Annotated in this window: 12 protein-coding genes; 3 read left to right on the top strand and 9 right to left on the bottom strand. The window is 62.0% G+C overall.

Features of this window, described 5'->3' with window-relative positions; translation table 11 throughout:
• Window positions 1-450: 450 nt before the first annotated feature.
• On the bottom strand, window positions 451-693 hold the full coding sequence (locus AC3B5Q_RS15105) for a hypothetical protein (protein WP_488392653.1): 243 nt from the start codon (window positions 691-693) through the stop codon (window positions 451-453).
• Window positions 694-754: 61 nt separating this feature from the next.
• On the opposite strand from AC3B5Q_RS15105, the gene AC3B5Q_RS15100 reads away from it, so the two are divergent.
• A complete protein-coding gene (locus tag AC3B5Q_RS15100) occupies window positions 755-1,501 on the top strand; it encodes an SDR family oxidoreductase (protein ID WP_028697281.1) in 747 nt (248 codons plus the stop codon).
• A gap of 9 nt (window positions 1,502-1,510) precedes the next feature.
• On the opposite strand, the gene AC3B5Q_RS15095 is transcribed toward AC3B5Q_RS15100, so the two are convergent.
• From AC3B5Q_RS15095 to AC3B5Q_RS15075, 5 genes are all read right to left on the bottom strand, one after another.
• Window positions 1,511-3,577: a PAS domain-containing protein gene (locus AC3B5Q_RS15095; RefSeq protein WP_275967229.1), complete on the bottom strand. Its 2,067-nt coding sequence runs from the start codon at window positions 3,575-3,577 to the stop codon at window positions 1,511-1,513.
• 62 nt (window positions 3,578-3,639) lie between these two features.
• On the bottom strand, window positions 3,640-5,295 hold the full coding sequence (locus AC3B5Q_RS15090) for a PAS domain-containing hybrid sensor histidine kinase/response regulator family protein (protein WP_488392652.1): 1,656 nt from the start codon (window positions 5,293-5,295) through the stop codon (window positions 3,640-3,642).
• A 57-nt stretch (window positions 5,296-5,352) separates the two neighbouring features.
• Window positions 5,353-6,762: a GntR family transcriptional regulator MpaR gene (gene mapR / locus AC3B5Q_RS15085; RefSeq protein WP_028697280.1), complete on the bottom strand. Its 1,410-nt coding sequence runs from the start codon at window positions 6,760-6,762 to the stop codon at window positions 5,353-5,355.
• Window positions 6,763-6,812: 50 nt separating this feature from the next.
• Window positions 6,813-8,216: a cytochrome c oxidase accessory protein CcoG gene (ccoG, locus tag AC3B5Q_RS15080; protein ID WP_021785647.1), complete on the bottom strand. Its 1,404-nt coding sequence runs from the start codon at window positions 8,214-8,216 to the stop codon at window positions 6,813-6,815.
• A 121-nt stretch (window positions 8,217-8,337) separates the two neighbouring features.
• On the bottom strand, window positions 8,338-8,577 hold the full coding sequence (locus AC3B5Q_RS15075; RefSeq protein ID WP_021785646.1) for a DUF3203 family protein: 240 nt from the start codon (window positions 8,575-8,577) through the stop codon (window positions 8,338-8,340).
• A 136-nt stretch (window positions 8,578-8,713) separates the two neighbouring features.
• On the opposite strand from AC3B5Q_RS15075, the gene AC3B5Q_RS15070 reads away from it, so the two are divergent.
• Window positions 8,714-9,232, top strand: coding sequence for an MgtC/SapB family protein (locus tag AC3B5Q_RS15070; protein ID WP_021785645.1), 519 nt, complete (start codon window positions 8,714-8,716; stop codon window positions 9,230-9,232).
• Window positions 9,233-9,764: 532 nt separating this feature from the next.
• Here AC3B5Q_RS15070 and AC3B5Q_RS15065 read toward each other — a convergent pair.
• From AC3B5Q_RS15065 to AC3B5Q_RS15055, 3 genes are all read right to left on the bottom strand, one after another.
• Window positions 9,765-10,664, bottom strand: coding sequence for a hydroxymethylglutaryl-CoA lyase (locus tag AC3B5Q_RS15065; protein WP_103444294.1), 900 nt, complete (start codon window positions 10,662-10,664; stop codon window positions 9,765-9,767).
• A 19-nt stretch (window positions 10,665-10,683) separates the two neighbouring features.
• Window positions 10,684-11,082 carry a MerR family transcriptional regulator gene (locus AC3B5Q_RS15060; protein ID WP_003247847.1) on the bottom strand — a complete coding sequence of 133 codons (399 nt, stop codon included), beginning with the start codon at window positions 11,080-11,082 and terminating at the stop codon, window positions 10,684-10,686.
• A gap of 75 nt (window positions 11,083-11,157) precedes the next feature.
• Window positions 11,158-12,036, bottom strand: coding sequence for a helix-turn-helix domain-containing protein (locus AC3B5Q_RS15055; RefSeq protein ID WP_021785643.1), 879 nt, complete (start codon window positions 12,034-12,036; stop codon window positions 11,158-11,160).
• 172 nt (window positions 12,037-12,208) lie between these two features.
• Between AC3B5Q_RS15055 and pobA the strand changes: the two genes are divergently transcribed.
• Window positions 12,209-13,396 carry a 4-hydroxybenzoate 3-monooxygenase gene (pobA, locus tag AC3B5Q_RS15050; protein ID WP_021785642.1) on the top strand — a complete coding sequence of 396 codons (1,188 nt, stop codon included), beginning with the start codon at window positions 12,209-12,211 and terminating at the stop codon, window positions 13,394-13,396.
• Window positions 13,397-13,423 lie beyond the last annotated feature (27 nt).

Below are 13,423 nucleotides of genomic sequence, written 5' to 3'. Positions count from 1 at the left end.
GATGCCCGTCAAGCGCTGGGCCCCAGGATGGGGCCTGCAGCGCGGTCCTCCCGGGAGCAAGGCCGGAGCGAGGGAACCCCGGAGCGTAGCGCAGGGGCCGGATGATAGGAGCGCAGCGTTTTTTGGTTACTTTTTGTCGCGTTTGACAAAAAGTGACCCGCCGTAAGGGCGGAAAGGTGATGATGCGCCACCTGCGCGAATGAATACCTACTCGATGTGGATGCCCACATCCAAGAAGCAAGAAGCAAGAAGCAAGAAGCAAGAAGCAAGAAGCAAGAAGCAAGAAGCAAATTCGTCTGTTTTGACTCAGCGAACAGTCCATTCGCGATGGCGACACGGACTCACCTTTTCGCCCTTACGGCGAGTCACTTTTTGTCAAACGCGACAAAAAGTAACCAAAAAACGCTGCGCTCCCATCATCCGGCCCCTGCGCTGCGCTCCGGGGTTCCCTCACTCCGGCCTTGCTCCCGGCAGGACCGCGCCGAAGGCCCCATCCTGGGGCCTCAGCGCTTGACGGGCATCCATGCCCGTCACCTGCCTCCGCAAGGCCTGCGTTCGGCCTCCTGAAGTCGCGAAGATCAAGATCAAAAGCCAGATCAAAAGCCAGATCAAAAGCCAGATCAACAGCCACATCAACAGCCACATCAACAGCCACATCAACAGCAGAGGGTTGGCTGTGCTGATCTTCGTCATTCCAACGCAGCGCCATTTCGCCTATTGTCGATGCTCCCTTCCCCAAACCATTGGCAAACCCATGGAGAACGTCATCGTCATCACCGGCGGCAGCCGCGGCATCGGCGCCGCCACTGCGCTGTTGGCCGCCCACCAGGGCTACCGCATCTGCATCAACTATCACGCCGATGACCAAGCCGCCGAAGCCATCCTCAGCCAGGTCCGCGCCCTGGGCGCCGAGGCCATCGCGGTGCGCGCCGACGTCAGCGTCGAAGATGAAATCATCCAGCTGTTCCTGCGCGTCGACGACGAGCTCGGCCCGGTCACCGCACTGGTCAACAACGCCGGCACCATCGGCCAGCAAAGCAGGGTCGAGGACATGTCCGAGTTCCGGCTGCTGAATGTCATGAAAACCAACGTCGTCGGCCCCATGCTCTGCGCCAAGCACGCCCTGCTGCGCATGGCGCGCCGGCATGGCGGGCAAGGCGGGGCCATCGTCAACGTATCATCGGTAGCCGCACGCCTGGGTTCGCCCAACGAATATGTCGACTATGCCGCCTCCAAGGGCGCGCTCGACACCTTCACCATCGGCCTGGCCAAAGAAGTGGCAGGCGAGGGCGTGCGCGTCAATGGCGTCCGGCCGGGCTATATCCATACCGGTTTCCATGCGCTGTCGGGTGACCCAAACCGCGTCAGCAAGCTCGAACCTGGCTTGCCCATGGGCCGAGGGGGGCGTCCCGAGGAAGTGGCCGAGGCCATCCTCTGGCTGCTTTCGGACAAAGCCTCCTATGCCACCGGCAGCTTCATCGACCTGGGCGGCGGGCGCTGAACGCGCCCGTCAAGTTTCCAGCAGCTCACGAACCCGCTCCGCCAGTGCGTCCAGTTCGAACGGCTTGGTCAACACCAGCGTACCTTGCAGCGGTTGGCCGTCGCTGAACGCCGCGCTCTCATCGTACCCAGTCATCAACAGTACCTTGAGGTCCGGGTAACGCTCACGGCAGCGTTCGGCTACCTGGCGGCCATTCAGGCCGCCAGGCAGGCCGACATCGCTCAGCAGCAAGTCCGGCCGTTCGCCACTTTGCAGGTGGGTGAGGGCAGACGGACCGTTCTCGAAGGCGTCCACCCGATAGCCCAGCTCTTCCAGCACTTCACCTATCACCAGGCGCAAGGCGGTCTGGTCTTCAACCAACAGAATGCGTTTTGCAGTCTCGCTGCTTCTTCGCAAAGGCGCGCGCTGCGGTTTGCTGATTGGCGCCTGGGCTTGCGCGTGGTGGCGGGGTAACAGCAGCTCGATGCGGGTACCCTCGCCAGGCACCGACAGCACCCGTAATTGCCCACCCGACTGGCGCACGAAGCCATAGGTCATGGACAGACCCAGGCCGGTGCCCTGGCCCATCGGCTTGGTGGTGAAGAACGGCTCGACTGCGCGCTCAACGACTTCAGCCGACATGCCGCTACCGTTGTCGACGATGCTCAGCCGCACGTACTCGCTGGCCGGCAGTGCCAGTGCCAGGGCCTGCTTGTCGTCAAGCCGCAGGTTGTCGCCAATGATCTCGATCACACCACCGGCCGGCATGGCATCGCGCGCGTTGATGCACAAGTTGAGCAAGGCGCTTTCCAGTTGGGGAGGGTCGATGAAGGTTGGCCACAGCTGGTTGGCGAAGCGGCTGCTCAGGGTAATCGCCGGGCCGATGGTGCGGCGAAGCAGGTCTTCCATGCCAGCCACCAAAGTGGCCACCTGCGTGGAGCAGGGTTGCAGGGTCTGCTGGCGGGAGAACGCCAGCAGCCGGTGCACCAGCGACGAGGCCCGCTGCGCCGCGCTGCTGGACAGCTCCAGCAAGGGTGCCAGGGCGTCGAAGCGTGACTGGTCCAGGCGTTGACGCATCAGCTCCTGAGCACCAAGGATGCCGCCCAGCAAATTGTTGAAGTCATGGGCAATGCCGCCACTGAGCTGGCCTACGGCCTCCATTTTCTGTGCCTGGCGCAGCGCCGCTTCGGCCTTGGCCAAGCGTTCCTGCTCCTGCACCCGTTCACTGATGTCATAGGCGAACAGAAACGCGCCCTGTACCTCGCCTTTGGGGTCGCGCAAGGCGTTGAACCGCAACTCGTAATGGCGCAGCGCGGGGGGCTTGCCGAAGGTACCGATCTCGATGAACTGCTCGCCTGCCAGGGCGCGCTGCCACATCGGCAGAATAGGCGTCTGGCCGGCGGTGCCATCCTCGAACAACCCGGGCAGGTAGTCGCCGATTTCGGGTGTCCTCCCGTACAGCAGGTGGAAGTCATGCCTGGCCTGGCGATTGACAGCCAGCCAGCGCAGGTCCTTGTCGACCACATGCACATTGACCACACTGTGATCGACCAGCTCGGCAAACAAACGGCGCTCTGCCAATGCGGCACTCACCCGTTGTTCGAGCTCTTCGTTCAGACGCTGCAGGGCCTGCTCTGCACGCCGGCGTTCGGTCACATCCTTGAACAATACCGCTACCTGGCGTTTCTCGGCAGGCTCTATGCGAAAAGTGGTCACTGACAGCACACGGCCGGTAGCAACCAGTTCCTGCTCGAAGTGCAGCGGTTCACCGGTGCGAAGCACCGCGCCATAGCGGGCCACCCAGTCATCTGCCTCATCAGGCACCATCTCGCGCAGTTTTTGCCCGACCACGTTGGGGATGCCGGCGTGTTTGGTATAGGCTGCGTTGGCCAGCACATGCACGTAGTCACTCAGCGGGCCATGGGGGCCATCGAAGAATTCGATAATGCAGAAGCCTTCGTCCATGGTGTCGAACAGTGAGCGATAGAAGTCCTGGTCGTGCGCCTGGAGGCTTGCAAGCCGTTGCTCCAGCAGTGTGTTCTGTCGCTGGAGGTCTTCGACTTGTTGGCGCAGTGAGTTCAGATCACGAGAAGGCATGCCTGCGTCCGGCCAATGAAAAGTCCTGACTTTAACGTGTTCACCTGTAGGCGAATAGCCGCTCAGTGCGACTGGGCGGTGCTCCCCAGCAGCCGTTCAAGCGCCTGGGCAAGTGCCTGAAGATCGAATGGCTTGGGCAGCAGTTCGGTGCGCCGGTCGGGCCGCGCATTTGCCATACTGTGCACAGGGTCATGCCCTGTGATCAGCAGCACCGCTGCATGTGGTGCAATACTTCGACAGGCGTCCGCAAGTTGGTGGCCATCGATACCCCCTGGCAGGCAGGCATCGGTAATCAGCAAGTCCGGCGCAGGGGCTTCCTGCAAGGCCTTGTATGCCTGGCGGCCATCTTCGAATGCCTGAACTTCATAGCCCTGGTCCAGCAATACCTCCAGCATGACCAGGCGCAGGGCCGGCTCGTCTTCCACCAGCATCACCTTGCATACGCGCTGCTGAAGCGAGGCCGCAGGCGCAGGCTCCTCGACGTGGGGGCTGGGTGAAGCGGCGGCGACGCTTTCATCGCGGGGCAGATACAGGTTGATGGCCGTACCCTGGCCAGGGGTGCTATCGATGACCAGCTGGCCCCCGGATTGCCGCACAAAGCCGTAGACCATGGACAGCCCAAGGCCAGTGCCCTGGCCGAGCGGCTTGGTGGTGAAGAAGGGCTCAGGGGCGCGCTGCATCACTGCTTTGGACATGCCCATGCCAGTGTCTTCAACGCGTATACGCAGAAACTGGCCAGCGGCCAGGCCCAGCTGTCTGGCTTCGGCGCCTTGCACTTCGACATTGGCGCAACCGATGCTCAAGGTGCCGCCAAGCGGCATGGCGTCACGGGCGTTGATGCACAGGTTGAGCAGCGCATTTTCCAGTTGCTGTGCGTCTATTCGGATGGGCCATAGCCCGGCATGTGTCTGGTCGTGGTAGTCGACATAGGGGCCGGTGGAGCTGCTGATCAGGTCGTGCATACCAGCCACCAGTTGCTGCACATCGACCCGTTGCGGGACCAGCGTCTGCTGCCGTGAGAATGCCAGCAAGCGCTGCACCAAGGCTGCGGCGCGTTGGGCATTGTGCCGGCTGAGTTCAAGCAGCTGCGCGGTGTCCGCCACGCGTTGCTGCACCAGACGCTGCCCAGCCAGTTCCAGGGCGCCAAGGATGCTGGCCAGCAGGTTGTTGAAATCATGGGCTATCCCGCCGGTCAACTGACCGACTGCCTCCATTTTCTGCGCCTGGCGCAGTGCTTCTTCGGCCTGCTGCAGGCGTTCCTGTTCGGTCACGCGCTGCGTGATGTCATAGGCGAACAGGTAGCCGCCCTGAATTCGCTGTTGAGTATCGAGTAACGGGTGGTAGCGAATTTCGTAATGGCGTGGTGCGTCGTCCGGCCCGAAGGTGACGGTGTCGATGAACGCTTCCCCTGCCAGTATGCGCGGCCATATCGGGGCCAGGCGGCCCATGATGTCGGGTTGACCGGTCAGGAACTGGGGTACGTAGTCACCAATCTGCGGCACGAAGCCTCGGTAACGCTCGAAGGTTTCGCGCGCCGTGCGGTTGATGGCCAACAGGCGCATCCTGCGGTCGGCAGCAAACACGTTGGCCGGGCTGTTGTCGAGCAGTTCTCCAAGCAGCCTGTCATGCGCCTGAGCGCTGTCTTCGCGTTCTGCCAGGCGTGCTTCCAGTTCTGCGACACGCGCTTGCAATCGGGCAAAGGACGTATCTGGCTGCATGACGAGGGCCTGATGGTCGGACCGAGCAACTATAGTCGTCCCTCTGGCCCCTCGCTATCAGAACGAGCGAATGATCCGCCCGAGGGTCTCCATCGCCTGTTCGGCGCCGTCATGCCAGGGGCTGCCGTAGTTCAGGCGGATGCAATTGCCAAAGCGTCGGGTGGGCGAAAAGATCGGCCCAGGGGCGATGCTGATGCCTTGGGCCAGAGCCATGTGGAACAGCTTGAGGGCATCCATCTGCTCGGGCAGTTCCAGCCACAGGAAGTAACCGCCGGAGGGCTGGCTGACCCGTGTCTGCGCCGGGAAGTGGCGGGCGATGGCTGCCAGCATGTTGGCCTGCTGGCCCTCCAGCGCGTAGCGCAGCTTGCGCAGGTGGCGGTCGTAGCCGCCGTGTTGCAGGTAGTCGGCGATGGCCGCCTGGGCCGGCATGGAGGCACACAGGGAGGTCATCAGTTTCAACCGCTCGATCTTCTGCGCAAAGCGCCCGGCGGCCACCCAGCCAATGCGATAGCCCGGTGCCAGGCTTTTGGCGAACGAACCGCAGTGCATGACCAGGCCCTGGGTGTCGAAAGCCTTGGCGGGTTTGGGCGCCTGTTGCGAGTAGTACAGCTCGGCGTACACATCGTCTTCGATCAACGGCACCTGATGGTGCGCCAGCAGCTCCACCAGCGCCTGTTTCTTGGCCTCCGGCATGCTTGCACCTACCGGGTTCTGGAAGTTGGTCATGCACCACACAGCCTTTACCGGGTGCTTTTCCAGGGTCTGCGCCAGCACCCCCAGGTCCATGCCCTCGCGCGGGTGCACGGGGATTTCCACCGCCTTGAGCTTGAGCCGCTCCAGCACCTGCAGGCAGGCATAGAAGGCGGGGGCCTCGATGGCGACCAGGTCGCCCGGCTGGGTCACTGCCTGCAGGCACAGGTTCAGGGCCTCCAGTGCGCCGTTGGTGATCAGCAGCTCTTCCATCGGCAGCATCAGCCCACCGACCATGTAGCGCAAGGCTATCTGCCGGCGCAGTTGCGGGTTGCCGGGGGACAGATCGGTCACCACCATGCGCGGGTCCATGCTGCGGCTGGCGCTGGCCAGTGAGCGCGACAGGCGTTGCAGCGGGAACAGCTCAGGGCTGGGGAAGGCTGAGCCGAAGGCAATGGTGTTGGGGTCCTTGATCGAGTCGAGGATCGAAAATACCAAGGCGCTAACGTCGACATCGGTAGACTCGCTTACCGGCTGCAGCGCCTGCGGCTCGCTGAACTGGCGCGGAACGTGGGCGTTGACGAAATACCCGGAGCGCGGCCGGGCCCGGATCAGCCCACGCCGCTCAAGCAGGTAGTAGGCCTGGAACACGGTGGACGGGCTGACCCCGTGGGTCTGGCTGGCGTAGCGCACGGACGGCACGCGCTGGCCGGGGCCCAGCACCCCGGAGCGGATCAGTTCGGCAATGTCGTCGGCGAAGCGTTCGTAGCGTTTCATTCTGGCCTTCTGTCGAAGCCTGGCAGGCAAGGTGGCGTGAGTGTAAGGGATCAGCGGTTCATGGGGGCGACGAAGCGACTGTGCGCTACGCTGCGGATAGTGGGGTCGTCACGCTCGCGGATTTCAAAGCTCAGCGTCTGCGAACTGCTGGCCGGGCGCTCGGCCAGCATCGCCACCGACACCGGCAGTTCGCTCATTTCACCAGCAGGGATGACCAGTGCGCTATTGCCCTGCAGGGTGAAACCGTCAGCGTCCAGCAGGCGCAATTGATAGTGCTGGGTACGTTCGGTCTTGTTGATGACCTTGAGCAGGTAAATGTTCTCGATCTGGCCTTGGGCGTTTTCGCGGAACAGGCCGCGGTCCTTGATCACATCCAGCGATACCATCGGGCGCATCTGCAGGGCTACCACCAGTGCCCCGATCATGACCAGCAGTGCGGCAGCGTAGCCCAGCAGGCGCGGGCGCAGCCAGTGAGTGGTACCGCCTTGCAGGCTGTGCTCGGACTTGTAGCCAATCAGGCCGCGGGCGTAACCCATCTTGTCCATTACCCCGTCACAGGCATCGATGCACGCGGCACAGCCGATGCAAGCCATCTGCAAACCATCACGAATGTCGATGCCGGTGGGGCACACCTGCACGCACAGCGTGCAGTCGATGCAGTCGCCCAGTCCCTGGGCGCCGACATCACTGCCTTTCTTGCGCGGCCCACGGGCCTCGCCACGACGCGGGTCGTAAGCGACCGCCAGGGTGTCCTTGTCGAACATCACGCTCTGGAAGCGCGCATACGGGCACATGTGCAGGCACACCGCTTCACGCAGCAAGCCGGCATTGATGTAGGTAGCGGCCGTGAAGAACAGTACCCAGAACAGTGCCACACCGCCCAGTTGCAAGGTGAGCAATTCTGCGGCCAGTGGCCGGATCGGGGTGAAGTAGCCGACAAAGGTCAGCCCCGTGAGCACGCCAATGGCCAACCACAGGCTGTGCTTGAGCGTGCGACGGGCCAGTTTGTTCATGCTCCAGGGCGCCGCGGCCAGCTTGATGCGCTGGTTGCGGTCGCCCTCGGTAACCTTTTCGCACCACATGAACAGCCAGGTCCAGGTACTTTGCGGGCAACTGTAACCGCACCAGACACGCCCGGCGTAGACGGTGATGGCGAAGAGGCCAAAGGCACAGATGATCAGCAGCGCCGACAGCAGGATGAAGTCCTGTGGCCAGAAGGTGGCGCCGAAGATGTGGAACTTGCTGTTCCCCAGGTCCCACAGTACGGCCTGGCGGCCGTTCCAGTTCAGCCAGGCCGTGCCGAAGAACAGCACGAACAGGGCGCCGGCAAAGCCGATGCGCAGGTTACGGTAAAGCCCGGTAAAGCTGCGGGTATGGATGCCGCTGTCGGTGCGTCGCGCTTGGATGCTGGCTGGGGCGGTGGCGATCTCTGTAAAAGGGATTCTATCGTTCATGGTTCGCTGCTCATCAGGCCTCGATCAGGCATGAGCACTATGGCGCTGAAGCTGTTATCAGCACAGGTTCAGATTTTACGATAAAAACCATATCAGATTTGCCGCATAGCCCCGCCAGGCCTCATATCACCGAGCCTGGCGCGCTGGCCTTCAGATGCCTGCGGCTATCCACCGCACCCGCCACGGTCAGTGTATCGGCTTCGGTTTCCGTGATCGGCACGCGTTGGCCGGCCAGAATGGCCACCGACATGCGCAACTGCTCGTCGGTGATGATCTCGATGTCCGGGCCTTCGCCCTCGATGCGCAAGCCTTCGCCAATCAGCGTGCAGCGGCGGGTGGTTTCGTCGATTTCAATGGGCATGGTGGGATCCTCCTGGGGTGGTTACAGGGTGGACCGCGGTCAGGGGCCAGTTGCTGCATCGGTAGGCTGAGCGGCACTTTGCACTGCGTGAAGAGGTCAACCCTGAAACCATATGCTCAGGCAGGGGAGCACCGCGATGGATGTCATCTGGCAAGCAATCCAGGCCGAATTCGCCGATGTCACCGATGAGCGCGAGGTCACGCAAATCCTTGTGCGCTTGCTGATGGCTGCTGTGCTTGGCGCAATACTGGGCTTCGAGCGTGAACACAGGGGCAAGTCTGCCGGGGTGCGTACCCACATGCTGGTCTCGCTGGGCGCTGCCCTGTTCATGCTGTCACCCAGCATGGCGGGGGCCGATGACCAGGCGCTAAGCCGGGTGATCCAAGGCATCGTTGCCGGTATCGGGTTTCTCGGTGCGGGTACCATTCTGAAGGGTAACGGCCAGAACACCAGCCATGTGAAGGGGCTGACGACCGCTGCCGGGCTATGGATGACGGCTGCCATCGGTATGGCGGCTGGCATGGGACGCGAAGCCACGGCGCTGATCAGCACGGTACTGGCCCTGCTGGTACTGGGCACGATGCCGTTGCTGGTGGAGAAGGTCGAAGGAAAGGATGAGGAGAAGCAGAAGGAGGAAGAGGGCAGGAAGCACTGAGGGGAGCCGAAGCTCCCCTCAAAGCGTTGTTGCCTGCTCTTTTTTTATTATTGGGACCGGCCTATTGTTGTTTTTGTCGGCTTGTCCTGGTGCTGCGGGCGACCCCCATGCGGGGTCAAGAGCAAACGTATTTTTTTGAGCGCTGACCTGCTGTCATCATCGCTGATCCGAACCTGGCTGCCGCTACCTTGAGGTAGTTTTATTGTTCTGTGCCAGACCGCGGGGCGAACCCCTGAAAAGCGTGTCGACTCCAAAAAAATCTGCTTGCTACGCCTCTGCCGTGTTGTTCTTGTTATGTCAGAGCCGTTACCTGTTGTTTTTATTGGGTATCGCGTTTTTTTTGTTGTTGTACCAGAGATATAGCAGGGTGCGTGCCAACTTTTGAAAACCCTTTAAAATCAATGAGTTAAGAATTTTGGTCGACACCGCCCAGCCTGAAATTCTGCCGATTTGTTTCCCTGTTACCCGATTTTTTGCTGTGAAATGTGCGGGAGGTAACACTTCACCCACACCAATGTGACACCCGTGTGACCTATTGAGCGCTGCAGGCCCGTGCTACCCGCGACCCGTTGTCGCGGCCCAGCACGCTGCTGATGCGCTGGCCGGCGGCTATCAGCCGGCCCAGGTCGATGCCGGTTTCAATGCCAAGCCCTTGCAGCAGGTACACGACGTCTTCACTGGCGATATTGCCGGTAGCACCCTTGGCGTAAGGGCAGCCGCCCAGCCCGGCTACCGAGCTGTCGAACACGCTGATGCCTTCAAGCAGGCTGGCATAGACGTTGGCCAGGGCCTGGCCGTAAGTGTCATGGAAGTGTCCGGCCAGCTGCTCGCGCGGTACCTGGGCCGACACCACCTCGAACAGGCGCCGGGTGTCGCCTGCGGTTCCGGTGCCGATGGTGTCACCCAGCGAGACCTCATAGCAGCCCATGTCGTGCAGGGCGCGGGCCACCGGGGCCACCTGCTCGGCGCTGACCTTGCCCTCATAAGGGCAGCCCAGCACGCAAGACACATACCCGCGCACGCGCACGCCGTGGCTGCGCGCAGCGTCCATGATGGGTTCGAAACGCTTGAGGCTTTCGCTGATCGAGCAATTGATGTTGCGCTGCGAAAACGCTTCGGAGGCGGCAGCGAAGACCGCCACTTCCTTCACCCCGGCAGCCAGGGCGTCCTCGAAACCACGCAGGTTCGGCGCCAGTGCGGCATACGTCACACCGGGGCGCTGCTGGATGCCGGCGAAAACCTCGGCAGAGCCGGCCATTTGTGGCACCCACTTGGGGGACACGAAACTGCCCACTTCTATATAGGCCAGGCCCGCTTCGGTGAGGTCGTTGACCAGGCGTACCTTGTCGCCGACGCTGATGGGCTGGGCTTCGTTCTGCAGGCCGTCGCGGGGGCCGACTTCGACCAGGCGGACGTGTTTGGGCAAGGACATGGCGGGTTTCCTGTGGCGTTCAGCGGTTGTCTTTGTTGTTCAGGGTGGCGGCCAGGGCTTGTTCGCAGCGCTCCTGGGCGGTGTCCAGTTCCAGTTGCATCTGGTGAATGTCCAGCATCTGCTGCTCCAGCTGGGCACGGCGCTCGGCGATTTTCGCCAGCATGCTGTTGAGCTGCTTGAGGTTGCCGCTGGTGGGGTCGTACAGTTCGATCAGCTCACGGCACTCGGCCAGGGAAAAGCCGATGCGCTTGCCGCGCAGGATGAGCTTCAGGCTGACCTTGTCGCGCGGTGAGTAGATACGTTCCAGGCCACGACGCTCAGGGCTGAGCAGTCCCTGTTCTTCATAGAAGCGTATTGCGCGGGTGGTGATGTCCAGCTCGCGGGACAGGTCGGAGATGCTGTAGGTCTGAGTGCTCATGCTCGGGCTCGACGTAGGGTATGCGGATATCCTGAGGGCAGGTTGACGTATACGTCAAGAAGAGGCCTGCATGGATTATTCAGACAGCCCCGATCTGCGATACCCATTGGGCGTCTGCCCACTCAAGCGCTTGAACCACCGGGCGAAGTAGGTCGGGTCGGTAAACCCCAGGCTGTCCGACAACTGCCCGATGCTCATCCGCGTGTAGATCAGGTTGCGTCGCGCCTCCAGCAACAACCGCTGGTGCACCACCTGCAACGCAGTCTGGCCACTCAGCGTCCGGCACAGCTGGTTCAGCTGCAAGCTCGGAACATTCAGCCGCGCGGCATAATCTTCAACCGATAGATGCTCGCGGTAATGCGCTTCGACCAGGCGCAAGTACTGCCCCAGCAACAGCCGGTCACGTTCATCGCGGTTGCGCGGCGCCAGCCCTTGCTGCTGGCGGCGGCTGATCCACACCATCAGCGCGGTCACCAACGCTTCGAGCATCGCTGCGCGAGCCGGGGCATTGCCCTGGTACTCCTGCTGCAAGGTGTCGACCAGGCTGCGCAGGTGCACGCGGTCATGGCCCAGCGGGTAACACGCAGGTTGTGCCAGCACCGTCAGTGGCGCGCCCAGGCGCTGTTCCAGGTTCGCTACAAGGGCAGTACCAAAGGTCAGGACATAGCCCTGGATATCGGCGCTGAAGCGAAAACCATGCACGGTCATCGGCGGCACTACCTGGATCGCCGCTTCGCCGATGGCACTGCGCACCCCCTCGATCTCCACCTGGGCCTGGCCACGCTGTACATACAGCAGCTGGAACAGCTCGGCATGCTGGTGCGGCTTGATCTCCCAGTGATGCAGGCGGCTGCGCGCCGGGATTGATTCGCAGTGCAGCAGGTCGGTGCCGGGCCAGGCCTGATTTTCGCCGTACAGCTTGAACAACGGGACGCCGGGGAGGGTGGATTTCATCTGGGCTGACCTGTCCGTTAATCGAACGCTTTTCGTAAAAGTGCAGTTTTTTTATGGAATAGCACACTTAAGCGGCATTTTTTGCCATTAAAAATGCAATGGCAAACCCTAACAGCAGATGCCGCCCCGCTGCCAGTTCCGGGCCGGTATCGTCCGAACAGAGACAACAACAATGAAAACTCAGGTTGCAATTATTGGTGCAGGTCCGTCTGGCCTGCTGCTGGGCCAGCTGCTGCACAAGGCCGGTATCGATAACGTCATCGTCGAACGCCAGACCCCAGAATATGTACTGGGCCGCATTCGTGCCGGGGTGCTGGAGCAAGGTACGGTCGACCTGCTGCGTGAGGCCGGCGTGGCCGAGCGCATGGACCGTGAAGGCCTGGTGCACGAGGGTGTCGAACTGCTGGTTGGCGGGCGCCGTCAACGTCTGGATCTCAAGGCCCTGACCGGGGGCAAGACGGTGATGGTGTACGGCCAGACCGAAGTCACCCGTGACCTGATGCAGGCCCGTGAAGCCAGTGGTGCGCCGATCATTTATTCCGCCAGCAATGTCCAGCCGCATGAACTGAAAGGCCAGAAGCCCTACCTGACGTTCGAAAAGGATGGCCGGGTGCAGCGGGTTGACTGCGACTATATCGCCGGCTGCGACGGCTTCCACGGCATCTCGCGGCAGAGCATCCCGGAGGGCGTGCTGAAACAGTATGAGCGGGTTTACCCGTTTGGCTGGTTGGGCCTGCTGTCGGACACGCCACCGGTCAATCACGAGCTGATCTACGCCCACCATGAGCGCGGTTTTGCGTTGTGTAGCCAACGCTCGCAAACGCGCAGCCGCTACTACCTGCAGGTACCTTTGCAGGACCGGGTTGAGGAATGGTCTGACGAGCGTTTCTGGGACGAACTTAAAGCCCGTTTGCCCGCCGACGTGGCGGCTGACCTGGTTACCGGCCCAGCCCTGGAAAAAAGTATTGCGCCGCTGCGCAGCCTGGTGGTCGAACCCATGCAGTATGGTCACCTGTTCCTGGTGGGTGACGCTGCGCACATCGTCCCCCCTACCGGTGCCAAAGGCCTTAACCTGGCGGCCTCGGACGTCAACTACCTGTACCGTATTCTGGTCAAGGTGTACCACGAAGGGCGCGTCGACCTGCTGGCGCAATACTCGCCGCTGGCACTGCGCCGCGTGTGGAAGGGCGAGCGCTTCAGCTGGTTCATGACCCAACTGCTGCATGACTTCGGTAGCCACAAGGACGCCTGGGACCAGAAGATGCAGGAAGCTGACCGCGAGTACTTCCTGAGCTCGCCGGCGGGGCTGGTGAACATTGCCGAGAACTATGTGGGGCTGCCGTTCGAAGAAGTGACCTGATCTGTCATTGCGCAAACCTGGCACTCA

The sequence above is a fragment of the Pseudomonas sp. D5(2026) genome, from assembly GCF_057766845.1.
The sequence above is the reverse complement of the archived record's forward strand: the minus strand, read 5'-3'. Positions and strand labels throughout refer to the sequence as shown.

What these genes read in the sequence shown, in the direction of transcription:
- mapR (WP_028697280.1), bottom strand. Translation starts at nt 6,762, where the DNA reads ATGAAACGCTACGAACGCTTCGCCGACGACATTGCCGAACTGATCCGC.
- AC3B5Q_RS15075 (WP_021785646.1), bottom strand. Translation starts at nt 8,577, where the DNA reads ATGCCCATTGAAATCGACGAAACCACCCGCCGCTGCACGCTGATTGGC.
- AC3B5Q_RS15090 (WP_488392652.1), bottom strand. Translation starts at nt 5,295, where the DNA reads ATGCAGCCAGATACGTCCTTTGCCCGATTGCAAGCGCGTGTCGCAGAA.
- pobA (WP_021785642.1), top strand. Translation starts at nt 12,209, where the DNA reads ATGAAAACTCAGGTTGCAATTATTGGTGCAGGTCCGTCTGGCCTGCTG.
- AC3B5Q_RS15055 (WP_021785643.1), bottom strand. Translation starts at nt 12,036, where the DNA reads ATGAAATCCACCCTCCCCGGCGTCCCGTTGTTCAAGCTGTACGGCGAA.
- AC3B5Q_RS15065 (WP_103444294.1), bottom strand. Translation starts at nt 10,664, where the DNA reads ATGTCCTTGCCCAAACACGTCCGCCTGGTCGAAGTCGGCCCCCGCGAC.
- ccoG (WP_021785647.1), bottom strand. Translation starts at nt 8,216, where the DNA reads ATGAACGATAGAATCCCTTTTACAGAGATCGCCACCGCCCCAGCCAGC.
- AC3B5Q_RS15095 (WP_275967229.1), bottom strand. Translation starts at nt 3,577, where the DNA reads ATGCCTTCTCGTGATCTGAACTCACTGCGCCAACAAGTCGAAGACCTC.
- AC3B5Q_RS15100 (WP_028697281.1), top strand. Translation starts at nt 755, where the DNA reads ATGGAGAACGTCATCGTCATCACCGGCGGCAGCCGCGGCATCGGCGCC.
- AC3B5Q_RS15105 (WP_488392653.1), bottom strand. Translation starts at nt 693, where the DNA reads ATGACGAAGATCAGCACAGCCAACCCTCTGCTGTTGATGTGGCTGTTG.
- AC3B5Q_RS15060 (WP_003247847.1), bottom strand. Translation starts at nt 11,082, where the DNA reads ATGAGCACTCAGACCTACAGCATCTCCGACCTGTCCCGCGAGCTGGAC.
- AC3B5Q_RS15070 (WP_021785645.1), top strand. Translation starts at nt 8,714, where the DNA reads ATGGATGTCATCTGGCAAGCAATCCAGGCCGAATTCGCCGATGTCACC.